Annotated in this window: 17 protein-coding genes; 10 read left to right on the top strand and 7 right to left on the bottom strand. The window is 69.6% G+C overall.

Annotation, left to right across the window (positions count from 1 at the left end; genetic code table 11):
* Positions 1–73: 73 nt before the first annotated feature.
* Positions 74–1,303: a M20/M25/M40 family metallo-hydrolase gene (locus ACZ3HL_RS17225; RefSeq protein WP_465531967.1), complete on the bottom strand. Its 1,230-nt coding sequence runs from the start codon at positions 1,301–1,303 to the stop codon at positions 74–76.
* Positions 1,304–1,683: 380 nt separating this feature from the next.
* Between ACZ3HL_RS17225 and ACZ3HL_RS17220 the strand changes: the two genes are divergently transcribed.
* The gene (locus tag ACZ3HL_RS17220; RefSeq protein WP_465531965.1) at positions 1,684–2,823 is read left to right on the top strand and encodes a HEAT repeat domain-containing protein; all 1,140 of its coding nucleotides are present in this window, start codon (positions 1,684–1,686) and stop codon (positions 2,821–2,823) included.
* Between the two features lie 96 nt (positions 2,824–2,919).
* On the opposite strand, the gene ACZ3HL_RS17215 is transcribed toward ACZ3HL_RS17220, so the two are convergent.
* Positions 2,920–4,101, bottom strand: coding sequence for an HNH endonuclease signature motif containing protein (locus ACZ3HL_RS17215; RefSeq protein WP_465531963.1), 1,182 nt, complete (start codon positions 4,099–4,101; stop codon positions 2,920–2,922).
* A gap of 613 nt (positions 4,102–4,714) precedes the next feature.
* Between ACZ3HL_RS17215 and ACZ3HL_RS17210 the strand changes: the two genes are divergently transcribed.
* Entirely contained in the window at positions 4,715–5,287 is a 573-nt protein-coding gene (locus ACZ3HL_RS17210; protein WP_465419584.1) for an RNA polymerase sigma factor, read from the top strand.
* On the top strand, positions 5,280–6,149 hold the full coding sequence (locus ACZ3HL_RS17205; protein WP_465531961.1) for a CU044_5270 family protein: 870 nt from the start codon (positions 5,280–5,282) through the stop codon (positions 6,147–6,149). The genes ACZ3HL_RS17210 and ACZ3HL_RS17205 overlap by 8 nt, the downstream gene beginning before the upstream one ends.
* A 65-nt stretch (positions 6,150–6,214) precedes the next feature.
* On the opposite strand, the gene ACZ3HL_RS17200 is transcribed toward ACZ3HL_RS17205, so the two are convergent.
* Together ACZ3HL_RS17200 and ACZ3HL_RS17195 are read right to left on the bottom strand one after the other, a co-directional pair.
* Positions 6,215–6,610, bottom strand: coding sequence for a hypothetical protein (locus ACZ3HL_RS17200; RefSeq protein ID WP_465531959.1), 396 nt, complete (start codon positions 6,608–6,610; stop codon positions 6,215–6,217).
* Positions 6,611–6,698: 88 nt separating this feature from the next.
* Positions 6,699–7,265: a TetR/AcrR family transcriptional regulator gene (locus tag ACZ3HL_RS17195; protein WP_465419577.1), complete on the bottom strand. Its 567-nt coding sequence runs from the start codon at positions 7,263–7,265 to the stop codon at positions 6,699–6,701.
* A 94-nt stretch (positions 7,266–7,359) separates the two neighbouring features.
* Here ACZ3HL_RS17195 and ACZ3HL_RS17190 point away from each other — a divergent pair, with 94 nt between their 5' ends.
* From ACZ3HL_RS17190 to ACZ3HL_RS17180, 3 genes are read left to right on the top strand one after another with little or no spacing between them, the layout of a single operon-like run.
* Positions 7,360–8,586, top strand: coding sequence for a metal-dependent hydrolase family protein (locus ACZ3HL_RS17190; RefSeq protein WP_465531957.1), 1,227 nt, complete (start codon positions 7,360–7,362; stop codon positions 8,584–8,586).
* The gene (locus tag ACZ3HL_RS17185; RefSeq protein WP_465531955.1) at positions 8,583–9,437 is read left to right on the top strand and encodes an alpha/beta hydrolase; all 855 of its coding nucleotides are present in this window, start codon (positions 8,583–8,585) and stop codon (positions 9,435–9,437) included. The genes ACZ3HL_RS17190 and ACZ3HL_RS17185 overlap by 4 nt, the downstream gene beginning before the upstream one ends.
* Positions 9,427–10,722, top strand: coding sequence for an NAD(P)/FAD-dependent oxidoreductase (locus ACZ3HL_RS17180; RefSeq protein WP_465531953.1), 1,296 nt, complete (start codon positions 9,427–9,429; stop codon positions 10,720–10,722). Before ACZ3HL_RS17185 ends, ACZ3HL_RS17180 begins: the two co-directional genes overlap by 11 nt.
* 4 nt (positions 10,723–10,726) lie before the next feature.
* Here the strand turns inward: ACZ3HL_RS17180 and ACZ3HL_RS17175 are convergent, their stop codons facing one another.
* Positions 10,727–11,179, bottom strand: coding sequence for a VOC family protein (locus tag ACZ3HL_RS17175; RefSeq protein WP_465531951.1), 453 nt, complete (start codon positions 11,177–11,179; stop codon positions 10,727–10,729).
* Positions 11,180–11,228: 49 nt separating this feature from the next.
* On the opposite strand from ACZ3HL_RS17175, the gene ACZ3HL_RS17170 reads away from it, so the two are divergent.
* On the top strand, positions 11,229–12,245 hold the full coding sequence (locus ACZ3HL_RS17170) for an NAD-dependent epimerase/dehydratase family protein (RefSeq protein WP_465531949.1): 1,017 nt from the start codon (positions 11,229–11,231) through the stop codon (positions 12,243–12,245).
* A gap of 6 nt (positions 12,246–12,251) precedes the next feature.
* Here ACZ3HL_RS17170 and ACZ3HL_RS17165 read toward each other — a convergent pair whose 3' ends face one another.
* Both ACZ3HL_RS17165 and ACZ3HL_RS17160 read right to left on the bottom strand, forming a co-directional pair.
* Positions 12,252–14,603, bottom strand: coding sequence for a helix-turn-helix transcriptional regulator (locus ACZ3HL_RS17165; protein ID WP_465531947.1), 2,352 nt, complete (start codon positions 14,601–14,603; stop codon positions 12,252–12,254).
* A complete protein-coding gene (locus tag ACZ3HL_RS17160) occupies positions 14,600–15,745 on the bottom strand; it encodes a molecular chaperone DnaK (protein ID WP_465531945.1) in 1,146 nt (381 codons plus the stop codon). Before ACZ3HL_RS17160 ends, ACZ3HL_RS17165 begins: the two co-directional genes overlap by 4 nt.
* 294 nt (positions 15,746–16,039) lie before the next feature.
* Here ACZ3HL_RS17160 and ACZ3HL_RS17155 point away from each other — a divergent pair, with 294 nt between their 5' ends.
* From ACZ3HL_RS17155 to ACZ3HL_RS17145, 3 genes are all read left to right on the top strand, one after another.
* On the top strand, positions 16,040–17,107 hold the full coding sequence (locus tag ACZ3HL_RS17155) for an IniB N-terminal domain-containing protein (protein ID WP_465531943.1): 1,068 nt from the start codon (positions 16,040–16,042) through the stop codon (positions 17,105–17,107).
* 120 nt (positions 17,108–17,227) lie between these two features.
* The gene (locus ACZ3HL_RS17150) at positions 17,228–18,994 is read left to right on the top strand and encodes a dynamin family protein (protein WP_465531938.1); all 1,767 of its coding nucleotides are present in this window, start codon (positions 17,228–17,230) and stop codon (positions 18,992–18,994) included.
* Positions 18,991–20,199, top strand: coding sequence for a GTPase (locus ACZ3HL_RS17145; RefSeq protein ID WP_465531936.1), 1,209 nt, complete (start codon positions 18,991–18,993; stop codon positions 20,197–20,199). The genes ACZ3HL_RS17150 and ACZ3HL_RS17145 overlap by 4 nt, the downstream gene beginning before the upstream one ends.
* Positions 20,200–20,245 lie beyond the last annotated feature (46 nt).

Below are 20,245 nucleotides of genomic sequence, written 5' to 3'. Positions count from 1 at the left end.
CATCAGCTCGCTGACCTCGACTCGGCGCTCTCGACTCGGTGACCTCAACGCGGTGCTCTCAACGCGGGTGCACTTAACGCAAGGGTGTCGGGAACGCGACCGGACCGCGGCGGCCGTTCTTCCCGACCGCGCGCACACCGAAGAACACGTTGTCCTTCGACAGATCCACTTTAGCCTCGCTCCTGTCGCCGACCTCGATCGCGTGCGTCCAGTCGGTCGCCGTCGTCTCCCGCCAGACGACTTCGTAACCGGCGAGATCCGGGTCCGTCCCGCGGCGCCACACCAGATCCGTGTCGTTCGTCAGCTGGTCGGTCCGGATCCGGACGTCCTCGGGGGTGCCGGGCGCGGTCGCCAGTGACCACATCGTGGCGGCGTTCACCCGCGCGACCCTGGCGATGAACGGGAAGTCGCAGAACTCCGGAAGATCGCCGAACCGTTTGCCGTTCTCCACCCGGACGTCCTGGTGCTGGTGCGTGTAGTCCTCGTGCGGTTCGGTGAACCGCGCGGCCGGATAGCCCTGTTCGAGGAACGGGATGTGGTCGCCACCCCGGAGGTAGCGGTCTCGCCGGTGGATCACCCGGACGGTCATGCCGGTCGCGTCGTTCTCCGCGACCGACCGCACGAACCGGGCCAGCTGGCGGGACGGCGAATCGTTCTCGCCGCCGACCGCGCGCCGGATGTCGGCCTGCGCCGGGGTTTCCGACGTCGGCACGCCCTCGGCGAACAACCGGATCGTGCGCGGATCCCTTGTTCCGTCGTCCGCCCGGCTCGAACCGACGATGTCGTTGGTGAACATCGCCTGCACGTTCGTGCCCGCTGTGTTGTACCGCGCTGTCTTGAAGAGCGCCGCCATGTGCCGCGCGCCGAACAGGCCTTGCTCCTCGCCCGCGACCGCCGCGAAGACGATGGTCGCCGCCGGGCGGCGAGTGGCGAGCACCCGGGCGAGCTCCATCGCGACGGCCACTCCGGAAGCGTCGTCGTCGGCGCCCGGCGCGTCCTTCGTCGCGTCGAGCGGATCCGAACACCGAGAGTCGTAATGGCCCGACACGACGTAGACCCGCTCGGGGGTGGTGGAGCCGCGCAACGTGGCGACGACGTTGGTGATCGTGGTGGCGACCGGGATCCGGGGTGGGGCGGGCTGCTGGAGATACGACTGCAGCTCGACCGTCATCCGGCCGCCCGACCGCTGCGCGGATTTCGTCATCTCCGCGAAGATCCAGTCGCGGGCGGCACCGATGCCGCGGACGGGATCGGTCTGCGAGGACAACGTGTGCCGGGTTCCGAAGGCGGCGAGCCTGCGCACGGTGGCCTCGATGCGGTGTTCGTCTATCTCCCGGAGGATCGCCCGGAGCTCCGCGTCGGGACGTTGCGGTGCGAGACGTTCGCCTGGGCCTCGGACTTCCGGTTCTTCGGCGCCGGCCGGGACACCGGCTTGGGCGGTGGAAGACAGGGCAGTAGATGACAGGGCAGTGGAAGACAGGGCAGTAGATGACAGGGCAGTAGAAGACAGGGCGGCCGCCGAGAGTGCCGCCGAGGTGGACAGGAAAACTCGTCTGGACCTTTCCTCAGCCATTCTCTTGTTCCTACGCGCCTCGTGTTCGGGCGTCTACCCGCGAAAAGGATGAGCGCGGTGGGCGGGTAGTGGGAGAGGATGGCCAAGTGATCTTCGGGAGAAGGAAGTCCGTGGCCGAGGCAGTCCAGGAAACTCTGGAAAGCCGGGGACACCGTGGCGGCGTGCTCGTCGATGCGCTCGTGCGCGTCGACAAGTCCGGCGACGCCGCCGAAATCACGGCTGCCTTCGCGACGATCACCGAGACACCGGCGCTCGTCGTGGCTCTCGACGAGTACTGGCGTTACGAGCGGGCGCTGGATGACGTCGCCCTGTCACTCAGGACCGGCAAGGCGGGACTGCTGACAACCGCTATCGCGGCTTCTCACCGCAACGGTCGGATCCGGGAGCTGGCGGTCACGAGGATACTGGCGAACCCGCGCCCGGAGATACTTCCGTTCCTGCTGTTGCGTATGACGGACTGGGCGTCTCCGATCCGAGACGTCGCCCGCATGGGGGTCGTCCGGCTGCTGCACGATGATCCGTCGACGTATTTGCGGCCCGCGGCCGAAACGATGCTTCACCTGCGACGCCGTCGTCGCGGGGGCTTCGGCGTTCAACAGTTGTACGCGGCTGCTTACGACGCTCCCGTGGCAGTGCTCGAGCAGCTGATGTGCTCGATGAACTCCGCGGTGCGCAGGTTCGCGCTCGAGGTCAGAACACGGCGTGGCGATCTCAGACTCGACGAGCTGGTTCGGCTTGCCGTGACGAATTCCGACAAGGGCGTCCGCGCCCGAGCCGGTGAGGCCGCCGCCCGCGACGCCGTCTGGACAGGTCGCGTGGACGTCCTGCGCAAGCTGGCCGCCTGCCGCCACGGTGAAGTGCGGATCAGCGCGCTGACCGGACTCGCGCGTCTCGGCCACTGGGAGGAGATCGCCGGTCTGCTGGACGACCGTTCCACGCTGATCCGTGCGCTCGCAAGGGATGCCGCCCGGCGTACGGGTGTCGACGCCGTCGGCTGGTACCGGTCGGCCGTTTCCGGTGCGAACCCTTCTCTCGGCGCCATCGCGGGGCTCGCCGAGTCGGGGCGGGAAGAGGACGGGCAGCTGCTGTATCCGTTGCTGAGGCACCCTGCGGCCAGGGTGCGGGCCCAAGCCGTTGGGGCGCTTCGGATTCTGGATGCCGTTCCGGTCGATTCGGTGAGGCCGATGGTCGAGGATCCTTCGCGACGGGTGGTCAGGGCGGTGTTGAAGGCGTTGAAGACACGGGCTTGATGTTCGTTGCGGCCCGGCCCAGGTCGTCGGACATGGCGCGCCGGGAATGCCTCGGATGGGCGTGCAGGAAGCCTCCGTGGCCATCCGTTTCCGTGCTCAGTCTTGAGGTTCGTCGTCATCGGGATCCGTGCGTGGTTCGTGGAACGGCTCTGGCGCCGTCTCGTAGGTATGACCGCTCGGCGTGGTGATGATCATGCCGCCGTCGCCGGTGGGCACGGCCGACCACCCGGGTTCCTCTCGGAGCAGGTTGTGACCTTTGCAGTAAATGTGGCAGTTGTGCTGGTTGGTCCTGCCGTCGCGAGCCCAAGAGGTGATGTGGTCGATCTCGGAGAATTCGGCGGGCCGGTGACAGCCCGGTTGCGTGCACTCGCGATCCCGCGCCTTGATCAACCGTGCCAAGGACGCCGGTGATCGGTATGTGCCGGCGCAGGCTTCCAGCAGCTGGCCCGTGGCGGAGTCGGTGATCAGCCGTGACCAGGTCGAGCCGGGGTCGGAGGCGATCTCGCGGACCAGCCAACCGGGGATGGGCCCGTACCCGGCGAGTGTCGCGGGGTCGTCGCGCGCGCCGACGAGTGTCAAGAAATCGACATAGACGTGGATGTGCGCACGTGGCTTACCGTGTCCGTCCTCGGCCAGCAGGCGTTCGGCGAAAATATCGGCACGATGCTGCTCGAGGGTGCGGGATTTGTCCTTGTTCCGCCGGGCTCGCGCGGCTCGGCTCAGCGACGCGTAAACGGAACTGGCGACTTCCGTGGGAAGATGGCCGGAGAGCGTGGACATGGTCTCGTCGTGGTGTTCCAACGAGATATGCCGCAACGCGCGTTTCTTGGCGGCTCGTTCGCGATAGCCATCGGGATCGAATTTCTGCACGGCGTGGCTCACCGAGCCCCGGATCGCGCCAGGATCGCGATCGGCGAGACGTCCGATCAGCCAGGCGTCGACCTGCGCCGCGACTTCGTCCGATACTTCCCGTGTCAATTGCATGACCTTGGAAGCCTTGTACAGGTCGATATCGCCGCGCTCCAACGCCGCCAGTGTGTTCGGCAGGCGAGCCACAAGAGCGCAAGAGGTCTCGACAAGCAGGTACGCGTGATTGCGGGTGACCGAGAAGCGCAAGGCGACCTCCTCGGTCACGGATCTTCGTGATCCACCACGAGCGGCGAAGTCGGCTAACGCTCGTGCCTGACGTGCCTGTGTTCGACGAAGCGAAATCTCTTCGTCGAACGCGGTGTCGAGAAAGCGAGCGGCTTTCGGGTTATAAGGGAGAGTTGTGGTCATGCCCATGATCATACTCGAACTGACGTTCGAATGCGATCGAGAGCGTGATCGAATTTACGCGGAGAGTGAACGGGACTCTCGCTCATGCGGAACCCTGCGGAGATCCCGGCTCGCCTGCTGGGGAAAGTAAGTGTGCGAGGACGGCCGGAAGACCGAGAATGCCGATGGCGCGCGGGGCACCGAGCGACGACAACGCGGCTGCCTCGACGGTTACGAGGGACCACGGCCGCGCTACCGGACCTCGACGGTGACCGGTATACGGCCAACGCCATGGACATGTTCGAGTCCCGGCTACGTCGTCAGCTGGAACCCGGGCGGCAGGGGAAGAAGCGGCCACGGGTCGCCAACTCCGGGCGCACATGATCCGCCGTCCACTGGGCCGTTCCAGGAAACCGTCAGGAGCCAGTACCTTGATCTCTCGGGGCGATTCGCGACGAGTTTCGGACGCCGACACTAGGACGGAATTCCCGTATAGCGCGATCAGGCGCACTCCTGTCGCCACCACCCCGCTCGTCGCTGCGGCTGGGCCGGGGGAAGAAGAAACCGCCCGACGGCGAAGTGGTGGTGAAAGCTGACTGTCGACGGGAAGGACCCACATGTCAGAGGCGGACACATGACGGCGGGAACGGGCGAGCAGGTGAGCGACGCCGACCTGGCCGCCCGGTTGCCGCAGGACCCGGAACTGTTCACCGAAGTGCACGATCGCTACTTCGCGGCCATCTACCGGTATGTGGCCGGGCGGCTGGACGCGCAGACTGCCGAGGACATCGCCGCGGAGACGTTCCTCGTCGCGTTCGATCGGCGCGGCACGTTCGACGCCGAACGCGGTGAGGTGCGGGTCTGGTTGTTCGGTATCGCCACGAATCTTGTGGCCAGGCACCGCCGCCGGGAGGCTCGCCACTATCGGGCGCTGGCACGGGTGAACGTCGCACCGGCGGTCGAGGGGCACGAGAGCAGGGTGGTCGCGTCGGTGGCCGCCCGGCGGCTCCTTCCTCAGCTCGCGGACGCGTTGTCGCGGCTGTCCGCCGGGGAACGGGACGTGCTGCTGCTCGTGGCGCTCGGCCAGCTCGGGTACGAGGAAGTGGCCGCGGCGCTCGGTATCTCCTCCGGCACGGTGGGCTCCCGGCTCAACCGTGCCCGCAAGAAGCTCAACTTCATCCTCACCCCGGAGGCACTCGATGAATGACCTGCAGACGCTGCGCGCCGCGCTGACCCCGGACGAGCCGTCCCAGGACGTGATCGACCGCAGCCGTCATCGGCTCCAGAACCGGATCCGCGGTGGCCGGGCCTCCGCGCGGCGGAGCCGATGGCTGATCGCGGGGGCGGGGCTCGCGGCGGCCGCCGCTGCCGTCGTGGCGATCGCGGCCATGCCGGCCGCGCCGGTCGACGGTCCGCCGGTGCGAACGGTCAGTGGGCAGGAGGTCCTGCTCGCGGCCGCCACCGCCGCTGAGCGTTCCCCCGAGGGGGCCGGCACGTACTGGCACGTGAAGGTGACGGCTGCTTCGAGTGGGTATGAGTACTGGATCAAGCCGGACGGTCAGTCGTGGATGCGGGGTGCGAAGACGGGAGGCAAGGTCACACCGGTGAAAGCGCTTTCGGCCACCCCGTTCTCACTGGTCGCCGTCGATCTGACCCTCGAGCAGTTGCGTGCCCTGCCGACGGACCCGGGCGCGTTGAAGGCATGGATCGCCGAGGCCCTGGAGCGCAGCGACGCCAGGACGAGCGCGGGTGAGCTCACCGCGAGCGACCGGGAACAAGCCGGCTTCCAGTCGTTGATCTCGCTGGTGTCCACCCTGCCTGCCACGCCGGAGGTCCGGGCCACGGCGTTGCGTGCGATCGCCGGCTATCCAGGTGTCGAGAACCTCGGCACTGTGCCGGGCGGGCAGGGCCTGTCGCTGCCCACGGGCGAGCGGCTCGTCGTGGATCCGGCGACCGGACGGGTGAACGGGACGTCGGTCTTCGTCACCATGGAAGGGGCGGTGTACAAGGTGGCCGACCCCGCCGGCGCCAGGATCGACGCCGAGTGGACCGACAGCCTGCCCGAGTAGCGGATCGGTGGCCGGGAGCGTGTCCCGCTCCCGGCCACTTCCGCGCCTGCGGTGAACCGGTGGGCTCACCTGCCGGTGGCGCTGTCCCAGAGCGCGTAGAACGTAGCTCGGGAAACAGGTGTGAGGCCGGGGTCGAGTGGCTGGTCGGTGAGCCCGCCGGCGTCATCCTCGATGTGCCGCCACCAGTAGCGGCGAACGGCCCCGGACGAATCCTGCTCGATCTGCTTGATGGCCACCATCTCGTGGTCGACCACGATCGCCTCCCACAGCCAGCGGGCTCCTTCGTCGACCAAGCCTTCGTGGTCCACGTACTCGTAGTACTGGCGAGGCTCGGAGCCCTCGTCCAACGCCCGGTACCACGCGACGCTCGCCCGGAACGCGGCTTCGGTCTCCAGTGGCCAGTGCCGTTGTGCTGCCAGACGTCGGTAGTGCGTCTCCACGTCCGCCGGAAAATCGGTCACCGCCAGAGTGTGCCGGTTGTCGCGTAAGCATTTCCCGACTGGGGCGACGCCACGCTGCTCAAGGCCCCTGGCATGTCCGTGGACCGGCTCAGCCCTTGTTCATGCGCAGGATCAAAGCGACCGCGGCCTCCGAGTGGCCCGTCGGAGTCAGCACCTCCTGGAGGAGCAGGCCGCGCATCGCGGCAATGGTGACCGTGGCCAACGTCAGCGCTTCCTCGGCGTCGAGCCCTTCGTGTTCCGCGAGTGAGGCCAGCATCTTGGTCAGGTCGTCGAGCGAGTCGATGAACTCGCGAAAGTCCTCGGGGCTGTACGCGGCCAGACCTACGACGTGAAAGAAGCCGCGGACACGCGACAGCTGCTCGGGACGGGTGTATGCCCGCCAGATCGCCATGACGAAGTCGTCGAAGGTGCCCTGCCGGGCGGTCTCGAAAAGCGCCTCGTTGTCCCGGGAGCGCTGCGCCTTGAGCATCGCCGCCAACACGCCCGGGAGTGACCCGAAGTGGTAGCGCAGGAGGGCGTGGCTGGTCCCGGCCCGGGCGGCGATCTCGCGGAGCGACACCTCCGGCGCGGGAAGCGCCTCTTCGAAGGCGTCGAGAAGCCGAGCCAGGAGACGCTCGCGTGCGTCGCCTTTGTGTTCCGCGCTTGACAAGATCACTCCCACAGTTTATCCATTGGAAAAGAAGCGCTGACGGTGCCGTGTCGCGTCACACATGGTCGCAGCCGGCTCGCAACGGCGAAGGGAACGACTCGTGGGACGTGTTCAGGTGGTCGGCGCGACGGTCGTCGACGGGTCGGGTCGCGACCCGGTCACCGTCGACGTCGGCATCGAAGACGGGCATATCACCCAGGTCGGTGCCTCCGGCGCACCCGGCGAGCGCCTGGAGGCCGGAGGTCTGACGATGACGCCCGGCCTGATCGACGCTCACGTCCACTTGGGCTTGTCGAGCCCGATCCAGCCGCAGTTCTCGTTCCGGATGAGCGCCGCCGAGCTCGCGGCGGACATCTTCGCGACGGCCGGCGCGGCGCTCGATTCCGGCTTCACCACCGTTCGGGACACCGGCGGGATCGACGGCGGTGTCGTCACCACGATCGCCAAGGGCAAGGTCAGAGGGCCACGCGTCCTGTCCTGCGGACCGGTTCAGTGCCAGATCGGCGGGCACGGCTACTACGGAGCCGACTGGGAACCCACCGAGCTGTGGAGCAGCCATCACGTTCCGGGTCTGTGCGCCCTGTCCATGATGTCGGGCAACGCGGACGAGCTGCGGCACAACGTGCGCGAGGCCTTCCGTCGCGGAGCCTCCTTCCTGAAACTCTGCGTGACCGGCGGCGTGGTCGGGGCCCACGACCGGCTGACCGACACCCAATTCACCGTCGACGAGATCGCCGTCGCCGTCCAGGAAGCCGCGGCGCGGGGCACCTACGTGACCGTTCACGCCCACAACAACGACGGCATCCGGAACGCGGTCGAGGCCGGGGCGCGCTGTGTCGAGCACGGCACCGACCTCGACGAGTCCACGGCCACCCTGATGGCCACTCGCGAGGTCGCCCTCGTGCCCACGTTCGCGGTCGTCGAGCAACTGCTGCACGACACCGCCGGCGCCGGCCTCGACGAGTCGACCCGCGACCGTGTGCTGGGTGTTCGCGAGCGGATGACCGAGGCGCTCGCCGTCGCCAAGGAGGCCGGAGTACGGATCGGGCTGGGTTCCGATCTCATCGGTCCGGCTCAGCACCGTCGAGGCGAGGAGCTCAGGCTGCGCGCGAAGCTCGAAACACCGATGGAAGCCCTCGTGGCGGCCACCAAGACCAACGCCGAGATTCTCGGCCTGTCCGGCCAGGTCGGTGTCATCGCCCCCGGCGCGCAGGCAGACCTCGTGTTGTGGAACGGCAACCCGGTCGAAGACCCGGAGCTGTTCGCTGATCCCGCCAATGCCGTCCTCGTCCTCAAGGCCGGCCGAATCGTGAAGGACCTTCGATGAGCACCATGTGGCACGGCTGCCTCGCCGACACCGACTATTTCGAGACCCGCTCCAGTGGTGGGCACGACTACGGCGTCTGGGTCACCACACCACCGGGTTACGACCCCGCGACGACGCGAGCGCCCGCCGTCTACGTGCTCGACGGCAATTGGGCCGTGGGCATGACGGCTCCGCTCATCGTCACCCAGGCGGATCCCATGCAGCGGATCCAGCCCTACATCCAGGTCAGTGTCGGCTACGCGGGCGAGGAAGCACAACACTGGGATCGGCTGCGCAACAGGGATCTCGTGCCACCCGGCGAGCCCATCGCCAAGGAACTCGTCGACGCCGTGGAGATGGGAGTCCGAATGGGCGCGAGGACTCGCGAGGAATCCGATGCCTACCTCGCCGAACTGCGCGACACCCACGCCGACGCGTTCCTGAGCTTCCTCACCGCGGAACTGCACCCGCGGATCGAACGCGACTACGGCACGGCCACGAGCGGTCACGGGCTTTTCGGCTACTCCTACGGCGGCCTGTTCAGCCTCTACACCTGGCTCACCGGCAACACGCTCTTCGAGAGCATCGGAGCGGGCAGCCCCGGCGTCGCCGGCGAAGACAGCCAGATCTTCGCCCAACTCCAAGAGCTGGATGACCGGCACCAGGCCGCCAAGCTGCACGTGACCATCAACGAGCGAGAACTGCTCGGGGACTTGGCCATCTACCAAAACCTCACGAAGAACGCGGCCACCGTCCTGCACCGCCTCTCCTCGCGTGGCGGAGCCGTCACCAGCGCGGTCCTGCGCGAAACGCACGTGACCGGGCTGCAGGCTTCGTTCCTCAGCTACCTCAGGACCTGCCGTGCCCGGTAAGCGCCCGAGTGCCGATGTGGTCGTGATCGGGGCGGGGGTGATCGGTTCGTCGATCGCCCTCGAGCTTGCCCGGTCGGGGTATCGGGTCATCGCACTCGATCGGGCGGCGGGTGCCGGGCAGGGGTCGACCTCGGCATCGAGTGCGATCGTCCGGTTCAACTTCTCCACCACCGCCGGGGTGGCGACGGCGTGGGAGGCGCGTTTCGGCTGGCTCGACTGGGCAGGCCACCTCGGCCACGATGTCGGCGACCTCGCGATGTTCCGTAAGAGCGGGCTCGTCATGTTGGACGTCGAGGCGGCTCCGCGTGCGTCGTGGCTTCCGTTGTTCGACGAGATCGGTGTTCCCTACGAGGAATGGGACAGCGCGACGCTGGCCGAGCGCGTTCCGGGTCTCGACCCCGGCCGCCATTGGCCGCCGAAGCGGCTCGACGACGAGGAATTCTGGGAGGACGCGAAACACTCGCTCGGTGGCGTGTACACCCCGGACGCCGGTTACGTCTCGGACCCGGGCCTCGCCGCCGTGAACCTCGCCTCCGCGGCCTCGGCACACGGGGCGGAGTTCCGCTTCCGCAGCACGGTGACAGCGGTGGAGAAGGCAGGCGGGCGCGTGACGTCGGTGCGACTGTCGGACGGCACCCGGATTCCCTGTGCCGTCGTGGTCAACGCGGCCGGTCCGTGGTCGGGCGCGGTGAATCGATTGGCCGGCGTGGGTTCCGATTTCACGGTCGGCGTGCGCCCGATGAGGCAGGAGGTAGCGCACGTGCCGGTCCCGGCGGGCTATGACGGGCCCGTGGTGGCGGACATGGATCTGGGCACCTACTTCCGCGGTGAGGGAGGAGGCCTGCTCGTCGGAGGAACGGAACCGGAGTGCGATCCGCTGCACTGGACCGACGACCCGGACGCCGTCGACATCCACCCGACGGCCGCGGTCTTCGAGGCTCAGGTGACGCGGGCCGCGCGGCGGTTGCCCGACCTGACGGTGCCCAACCGGGCGCGCGGCGTGGTGGGCGTCTATGACGTCACCGACGATTGGACTCCGATCTACGACCGCACCGAACTCGAGGGCTTCTACCTCGCGATCGGAACGAGCGGCAACCAGTTCAAGAACGCGCCGGTCGTGGGGCAGCTGATGACGGAGCTGATCGACCGGGTGGAGAACGGCGCGGACCACGACGCGTCGCCCGTCCGTTTCCGGGCCCCGCGCACCGGCTTGGAGATCGACCTGGGTGCGTTCTCTCGCAAGCGCGACCGAAACGCCGCGAACTCGGGGACGGTGCTGGGCTGAGCGGTTACGGATCGTCGAGGTCGAGTGGAGGCATCGCCGGTGTGTCCGGGGCCCAGGTGTCGCGAAATCCCGGCTGGGCCGCGAGATCGACCAGTTCGATCCTGGCCCCGATGCTGTCGAGCCGGTGGTAGGTGAAGGAGCGGCCGTAGGGGCAGGAGTCGAATTCGATCGGCGCGCCTCGATCCGCCAGGCGCTGTTTGTCCGTCGCGACGTCCTTGGACCAGTAGCCGATGTGGTCGAAGCGGGAGCCGTCGGTCGCGTCCCACGGGCTGCCGGCGGGTCCGTGGATCACTTCGAAGAACGGTGGCCCGCCGGTCGAGAACACGATGTCGTAGTCCCAATCCCCGAGGGTGCCCGCACGGACCGGACTCCAGGCCACGCCGAGAGCGCGCGTGAGATCCTCGGTCGCCTGTCCGATGTCCCGAACGACGAAGCACAGGTGGTAGAAGGCGTTCACCCGTCCTGTCTACCAACCCGCGGCGGCCGGAGGGCGCTATGGTCGATCGATGTCGCGCGCGGTCGTTCTCGGTGGGACCGGTCTGATCGGTCGCGCCACGGCACGCCGGTTGCTGGCCGCCGGTTGGGACGTGACCGTCGTCGGCCGGGATTCCTCGCGTATGCCCGACGACATCGCGGTCGCGGGTGGCCGGTTCGTCACCGCGGACCGCGGCGAATCCGGCGGACTCGCGACGGCGCTCGGCGCGGGAGCCGATCTGGTGGTCGACTGTCTGTGCTTCACCGCCGCACACGCCCGTGATCTGCTGCCATTGCTGGACGATGTGGGGTCCACGGTGATGATCTCCAGCAAGGCCGTGTACGTCGACGCGGCGGGCAACCACGTGAACTCGGCCGTCGCGCCGGTTTTCGACGGGCCGATCCGCGAGTCGCAGCCCACCATGGCCCCACGCGGGGACGTCGGCTACCGCACTCGCGACGGCTACGGCGCCAACAAGGTGGCCGCGGAACGTGTCCTGCTCGACAGCGGACACCCGGTCACCGTCCTGCGGCCGTCCAAAGTCCATGGAGAGGGGGCGGCCAAGCCCTGCGAATGGGTGTTCGTCAAACGCGTGGCCGACCGGCGCGAAGTCCTTCTCCTGGCCCGCGGTGGCCGCGGCGTCGACCACCCGAGTGCCGCCGGGAACATCGCCGCGCTGATCGAAACCGTCGCGGAAAACCCCGGCAGGCGTGTCCTCAACTGCGCCGACCCGGACGCGCCCGACGCGCTGGCCATTGCGAGAACCGTCGCGGACCACCTCGGCCATCGGTGGGAGGAAGTGCTCCTCGACGACCACGCCCCCGCCGGACTCGGCCTGCACCCCTGGGACCGCCTGCCGGGGATCCGGCTGGACATGACCGCGGCCGGGCGACTGGGCTACCGGCCGGTCGGCGACTACGCCACCACCGTACGCGCAGAGCTGGACTGGCTGTGCTCCACCGAGCGGCTCCCGGCAGGCTTCGACCACGACTATTTCTCGCCGATGTTCGACTACGCCGCGGAGGACGCCTACCTCGCGGAGCGGTAGCCGGCCTCAGCCCTCGCTCGCGGGGAGCAACTCCCGCAGCATGGCCAGCAGCTCCCGCCGGTCCCCGGCGCCGAGTTTCCCCCGGATCCGCGCCATGTGGTGCTCCACGGTCTTCCCCGAGATGAACAGTTTGCTCCCGGCCTGCTTGTAGGTCAGCCCGTCGACGACCAGCCGGGCGACCTCCAGTTCCCGTTCGCTCAGCGCGCTCAGCCCGGTGGCCGCGGCGGGTTCCGGTGCCCGTCCTTGGAACTGCCGCGCCGCTTCGAGCAGCTGGACCATCGCCTTCCGGTCCGAGGTCCGGATCGCCGCCTGCCCGGCCAGCCGGGAAGCGTCCCAGCAGAGCCCGAGTTCGTGCAGTTCCGAAGAGGACGCGGTGATCGCCTCGGGATCGACGGTTCCGGTCAGGACGGCGAGCCAGCCGGTCGCGGCGGCGGCGAGGGCGGCCGGATAGCGGCCGCAGGAAGCGAAGTCGTCGAGGGCGGCCAGATGTTCGCCCGCCGACGCGTGATCTTCGACGGTGATGGCGGCGTGCAGTTCGTGCCAGCGCAGGGTGGCTGTCCACAGTGGAGGGTTGCCGAGCGCGTCGAGTACGGAGTGCGCCCGCTCCAGCCTGCCCGCCAGTTTGGCGCCCGCGCCGCCCCGTGCGGCCGCGATCGCGAGTTCTCCCAGCGGCAGCAACGAATACAGGTCCGGTTGCTGCCGCATCGACGCCTGGTACGCCCGGTCCCAGGAGCGTTGCAGGCCGGGAAGGTCGCTGGCCCGCCGCGCCAGCCCCAGCTGCAGGGTGGCGGCGAAGAGTTCGTCGCGTGCTTCGAGGCCGTCCGGCGGCATCAAGGCCTCGGCGGCCGTCTTCAGGTCGCCCGCGGTCATCGCGACCCAGCCGAGCAGCAGCCGGTGCCGTTTCGCGAGCAGGTCGCCGCCGATCCGCCCGTCCACCGCGCGTCTCAACACCGACTCGGCCAGCGCGAGTTCGCCGGAATGCAGGCCCACCAACGCCGCGAGGGCCGCCGGGCTGTCCGGGAGCGGCGCCGGCGCCCCCGCCGATTCCAGCATCGAAGCCGCGCCCAGCAGGGCCGACAGCGTCTCCGCGCCGCAGCCGGACACCGAGTCGGTGATCGCCCGCGCCATCCGTGAAGCGGCGCCGGCGAACAGGGTCGGGACTTCGGGAGTCTCCAGCACGCCTCGGGCGGCGTCGAGTTTTCCGGTGCCCAGCAACGCGATCGCGGCGAACGCCTTCGAGCCCGCCCGGCCGGACCATTGATACAGCTCCGCGCTGTGCGCGAGTTCGCCGCGATGCGCCAGCACGGTCGCGGCCACTTCGGCGCCCGCTGCCCGGGCGTCCGTGTCCGACGTGCCGCCGAGCATGCCGTCGCCGAGCCGGAGCGCCGTGTCGAGGTCCCCGGCCAGCGCGGCGGCATGCGCCCAGCCGACGGTGAGCGCCGCGCCGCGCCCACCGGCCTCGGACGCCGCTTCGTAGAACCGCGCCGCGAGTTTCGTGTCGTCGGACATCGCCTCACGGGCGGCCGCCTCGAAGGCCGCCGCCGCGCTCGCGCCCGAACTTCCCGTGCCCAGCAGGGAACGGGCGAGCTCCAGCACCGGAAGCCCGTCCCGCAGCTGGAGTTCCACCAGCCGCTGCAGCACCGTCAGCCGCCGCCCCGGTGAACCCCAGGTCCGGATGGCTTCGGCGGCGATCGGCAGCAGCGCGTCGTCCTCGCCGAGCAGACCGGTCGCCCTGGCACTGTCGAAGACCTCGGGCAGCCCTTCGCGATCGCGGTTCAGCAACGCCGCCAGGAGATCGAGATTCCGGCCCGCGCCCGCCTCCGCCGCGATCAGATAGCGGTGCACGTCGTCGTCCAGCTGCTCCAGCTCACCGCGGAAGTCCGCGAGCCTGCCGGTGACCGCGCGGAGCACGAATCCCGGGACACCGCCGGTCCTGGCGTGGACGTCTTCCGCCGTGGCCACGTCACCGCCGGCGTGCTCGACGAGCCGGCGGACGTCGTCGACGCCGAACGCGCCCAGAGTCACCGACCGGCCGAAGGAGTCGGCGAGTACGCGCAGGGTCGTCGTCCGCGCCGCCGGCCGGAACGCCAGCACCACGGGTGCCGTGGTTTCTTCGGCCTGGGCCTTGATCTTCGCGATCTCGTCGTCGTCGAGCTGGTCGGCGTCGTCGACCAGCAGCGCTTCGACCCCCGCCTCCGCGTAGTGACGTCCGAGCCGGCCGAGCAGATGGGTCTTGCCGTGCCCGCCGGGGGCGACGACGGTGACCCGCACCGGGAGTTCCGGGGCGGTGGCCACCTCGTCGAGCAGGCTCCGGGCACCCGGATGGATGATGCCGGGCTTGTCGAGCAGTGCGTTCAACAGCGACCTTCGGGGGTGGACGGGGTGGCACCGGGAGTGGCCGGCGCGCACGAGCTCGAAGTGGTGGGAGTGGCTTCGGGACCCTTGTCCGCGGTGGCTTCTCGGGTGGTCAGGGTGAGCAGCAGGGTGGTCGCGGCCAGCACCACGACCGCGGCTCCGGCGACGAGGGGCTTGCGCCGGCTGAGCAGTTTCGCCGCCCCGGTGCGTTCTGGCAAGGGGAAGGGGGTGATGTCGACCGGCGGCCGTTCGGGTCGCTCGGTGAGCTCTTCTGGCACGTCGACCCGGGGGAGCAGGGTGGTTTCGATGGCCGCGACGGCGTTCGATCCCGCCCCGCCGGGTTGAGGAAGGTCACGTCGCGCGGCGATGTTGGCCGCCCCGATCGCCACCGTCAGCACCGGGTCGCTCGAAGCGAAGAGGGGGCACGGTGTCCGGCCGGGAACCGGCGGAGCCTCGCCGCAGAGCACGATGCCTGCCAGGGATCGCGGCGGGATCCCGGCGCCGTGCGCGAGCTCGAAGACCTTGCCGACGGCCTCGCCGGGCTCGACGCCTTCCACCGTTTTGACCGGCTGCCAGCCGTTGATCCCGGCGGCGGCGATCGTGACCACCGCGCCGTCCGGGCCGAATTCGCAGACACCGGCGGTGGCGTCACCGTGCGGGGCGAGGTACGCGTGCAGGGCGGCGACCGGCGCCGCCACCAGCGCGGCACGGGGGAATCCGGCCTCGGCCAGTGCCCGGCGCAGCAGGTCCCGGCGGAACGAACCCCAGCCGACGGGGTGCGTGAGCACGAGGTGGCGCGGTTTCTCGCCGAAGCGTTCGGCCGCTTGATCCACCGCGGCGTCCACGAGGACCGCGCTGAGGGATTCGGGCGGGAACCGCTCCCCGCCGACGATCACGGGGACGTCGTCGCCGACCCGTTCGTGGAATCCGGTGAGCAGGCGGGCGGGCGCGGACCGGCCCGCCTCGACCGCGGCGTCCCCGGTGAGCAGGTAGCCGTCGTCGTCGAGGAACACCGCCGACGCCGCCGCCGGGCCGCGCGCGCCGAGCCACGACGGCTCGGGCACGCCCCAGCCGTCGCCGGAGTCCACGCAGGTGGCGGCGGTGGTGCGGGTCGAGGCGATATCGATGCCGAGGACGTAGGGCAACGAGCATCCTCCTTCGCGTGACCAGCCCCTAAGGACCAAATAGGGCCACTCACCTGAACGGCTTGACCCATCCGGGTGAGGGTTGGCATTAAACCCAACCGAGTGCGTCTCGGTTAAGCCCCTAACGCCCTAACGATGTCATACCGATCCCCTATTGGCTGAGTGAGTGACGACCAGGAGTGATCCCCGATGTGCCCGGAGGCACCGGGTCACTAGCTTCGGTGACCTGCGCTCAGCCGTGCCCTCCGGCCGCTGTGCCTTCCCCACCGACTAGACCTCCAGGAGAGTCCTTTCATGGGTTCCGTCCAGACCCTGCACGACTTCACGCTGAACCTGCTGAACGACACCGCGGCTCGCGCGGCGTTCGCCAACGACCCGCAGCAGGTGCTGGCCGACGCCGGCCTCGGTGACATCAACGCCGCCGACGTGCACGAGGTCGTCCCGCTGGTGCTCGACTTCGTGCCGGTCGGCACCGTCACCGACCTCACCGGGAACACCGCGGCCACCGCCGACAACCTGGCCGGCTTCGGCGGCGTCACGAACGCCGTCGACGGCACCGACGGCGAATGCGCCGACGGCGTCCAGGGCGCGATCGACCAGCTCACCGCGCTGACCGCCGGCCTGCCGGTCGCCATCCCCGGTGCCGACGCCCTCCCGGCCCTGCCCGAGACCGGTCTCCCGGCCGTGCCGGGTCTGCCGGAGCTGGGCCTGCCCGCCGTGCCCGCCGTCGGCGACCTGCCGGTCGACGTCCCGGGCCTGCCCGCCGTCCCGGCCGTCTCCGACGTGACCGACGTGTCGAACGCCGCCGCCGGCGTGACCGCCCTCGCGCAGAACACCGTCGGCAGCTTCGGCCTGACCGACGACCTTTCCCGTGGCCTCGACGCCGCGCCCGTCGGCCAGGCCGGCGACCTCGCCACCGGCGCCGTCGACACCGCGACCGGCCTGGCCCCCGAGGTCCCGGCCGTGGACGCCGTCCAGGTTCCGGCCGTCGACTCGGTCCCGGCCGTCGGCGACCTGACCGGTGACCTGCCGCGCGCCGACGGTGTCGCGGGCGGTGCCCCGGACTTCCTGTCCGAGGTGGGCGACCTGACCAGCACCATCGGTCACGTCGACGTCGCCGACGTCACCACCAAGGTGCACGACATCGCGAACAACTACGGTGACGTCGCCAACAACCACGGCGACGTGACCGGCGCGGTCTCGGGCAACGTGGCCAACGAGGTCGCCAACGTCGCGAACCACGCGGGCGTCTCCGAGGTCCACGACACCGTTTCCGACGTCACCGGCACCATCGGCAACATCGGTGACGTCACCATCGGTACCGGCGACATCGCGTCGAACAACGACATCCACATCGGCTGATACGAACATTTTTCAGCTCTGTGTCAGGGCCCCGCGACCGCACCAGGTCGCGGGGCCCGCACGGCATGTTGGCCCATGCCACATTGATTCCGCGCTTGGTTAAGGGAACACTGCATCCCCGTGACAGCCCCCGCCTGGCTCGACGTGCTCAACGAGACCTTGGACGCCTGTGCCGCCCACGGCCGCGCCGACCTGGCCGAAAGACTCCGGCGCAGACGAGACGAGCGAGCGCCGGGCACCCGGATCGCGGTGGTCGGTTTTCCCAAGCAGGGCAAGGGTTACCTGCTCAACGCGCTGTTGAACGCGCCGGTCTGCGCGGTCGGGGACGCGAGTACGCCCGCCGTTCCCACGGAGATCGGCTACGCCGCCGATCCCGCCGCGACCCTGGTCGGGCATGCCAGGGAAAGCGTGCCGGTCGGTGACCTGGCCAAGGAACTCGAGGTCCGGCCGCCCGGCTCCCTGCGCCGGGTGGAAGTCGGCCTGCCGCGCGAACTGCTCGGCACGGGGCTGGTGCTGGTGGACACCCCGGCGATCGGGGATCCCCGGTCCCCGCGCACGGCGGCCACCCTCGACGTCCTCGCCGACGCGCACGCGGTGATCCTCGTCTCCGACGCGACACAGGAACTCCAGCCCGCGGAACTCGCGCTGGCACGGCATATCCGCACCTGGTGCCCCGCGCTGGTGCTGGCGCTGACCAAGATCGACGTGAGCCCGGACTGGCGGGAACTCGCCGCCCGCGATCGCGCGGCGCTCTCCGAGACCGGGGTCGTCGCCGACGTCTTCCCGGTGTCCGCGACGGTGCGCCAGGCCGCTGCGAAAGCCGGCGACACCGTCCTCAACGGACGGTCCGGTTTCCCGGAACTGCTGAACTGGGTGGGGGAGCAGGCCGCGCGCCCGATCGAGCGCACCCGTGCGCTCGCCGCCGCGGTGAGCGTGCGCGCGGCGGCGGTCGAACTGGTCGAGACACTCCAGACGCGGCTCAACGCGGTCTCGCAGGACAACGGGGTCGACCAGGTCACCCTGCTGCACCAGGCACAACGGCGCGCCGAGGAACTGCGACGGCAGAACGTCCGCTGGCAGAACATGTTGTCGGACGAGATCACCGACCTGATCTCCGACGCCGAGTACGACCTGCGCGAGCGGACGCGGATGATCGTGCGGCATATCGACCGCACCTTCGACGAAGGCGATCCCGTGCAGATCTGGCCGGATTTCCAGACCTGGCTGGAAGAGAACCTCGCCGAGGCCGTCGAGACGAACTACAACTGGGTGTCCGACCGGTCGGAGTGGATCGCCCAAGCCGTGGCTTCGACCTTCGGGCCGCACTACGGCCATGCGCCCGACCTGCCGCTGACCGGGTCCGGCGTGGACTCGATTCCCGAGGTCGGCGCGCCCAAGATCGAGCGGTTCAAGATCGGGCAGAAACTCTTCACCGGATTGCGCGGTTCCTACGGTGGCGTGCTGATGTTCGGCCTGGTCACCAGTCTCGCCGGGCTGCCGCTGATCAACCCGGTGTCGCTCGGCGCCGGTGTCGCGTTCGCGACCAAGAGCGTGCGGGACGAAGGCGGGACGCGGTTGCAGCGACGTCAGGCGCTGGCGAAGGCCGCCGCGCAGCGCCACGTCGACGACGTGTTCATCCGGTTCAGCAAGGAGGTCAAGGACGAGGTCCGTCAGGTGCAGCGCCGCCTGCGTGACCATTTCGCCGCGGTCTCCGACCAGCTCTCCGAAGAGCTGACGCGGCAACGGGAACTGATCATCGCCGGCTCCGCCGAACGGGACCGGCGCACCCAGCGGGTCAAGAAGGAGATCGACCGGCTGGCCGCCCTGCACCGGAAGGCGGGGACGCTCGGCACCGGCGCCACCCCGCGCCGGGAGCTTTCGGCGTGAGCACCGCCTTGGACGTCCGGGAACTCCTGAACGAAGCCCTGGCGCACTACCGGGAACGCCCGCACGCGGTGTCGATGCTGCGGGAATGCCTGGAGCGGCTGGAAGAACCACTGCGCGTCGGTTTCACCGGAACGCCGGGAACCGGAAAGTCCACTTTGGTCTCCGCGCTCGCGGAATGGCCGACGCGGTCCTTGCGTGAAATCGAGTTGTTCGACACCCCGTCGCCCGCCGAGCACGTCGACGCGACGGTGCGCCTGGTGCGTCATCTCGAACCCGACGAACTCGCGGGCACGCGGCCGGTGGGCGGTTCGGCGTTCGCCCGGCAGACGGCGGTGAACTCCGTACTGGTGCTGGGCAGGGCGGACGAGGTCGGCGCGGGCCGGATCGACGCCTTGCTCACCGCGAAACAGCTGGCGCGGCGGGCCTGGCGCGAGAACCCGGATTGCGCGGGATTCCAAGGAGTCATCGCGGTCGCCGGCCAACTCGGCTACGCGGGGCGGGCGCTGCGGGACGACGAATTCGAGGTGCTCCGCGCGCTGGCGTCGGTCTCCCGGCCGGAGCTCGAGCGGTACCTCCTGTCCGTCGATTCCTTTGTGGACGATCCATTCCCGGTGGGGGTCCCGGCGGAATCGAGGAAGCATCTGGTGGCGCGGTTCGGGCTCTACGGGGTCCGGCTGGCGATCACCCTGATCCGCACGGGTTGCGACAGCAGGCTGAAACTCTCGGCGGAACTCGTGCACCGCAGCGGTCTCGGCGACCTGAGGGACACGCTGGCGGGCTGCTTCGTCGCGCGGGCCGAGGCGTTGAAAGCGCGCACGGCGGTAGTGCGGTTGGAAGGTCTTCTCGCCGCGGAACCGCTTCCGCACGGCGACCGGCTCGCCGCGCGCGTGGAGCGTTTCGCCGCGGCGGCGCACGACTTCCGGGAGCTACGGCTCATCGCCGGTATCCGCGGCGGCCGCACGGCGTTGTCCGGAGAGCTCGCCGAGGAGGCCGTCCGGTTGCTCGGCGCGCAGGGGCCGGCGCCCACCGAGCGGCTCGGTCTCGAACCCGACGCGGATCCGGCCGAGATCCACGCGGCCGCGGAAAGCGCGCTCGTCCGCTGGCGGCACGAGGCGGAACGGGCCGACGCCGCGCATGCCGAACGCGCGGCCGCCCGCGTGATCGTGCGGTCGGTCGAAGGACTGCTCAGCCTGTTCGTGGCTTGACGCCTGCCGGTCACCGAGTCACCATAGACCTCTCTATGGTGGCTCT

The organism is Amycolatopsis sp. NPDC000009 (assembly GCF_055563465.1).
The sequence above is the reverse complement of the archived record's forward strand: the minus strand, read 5'-3'. Positions and strand labels throughout refer to the sequence as shown.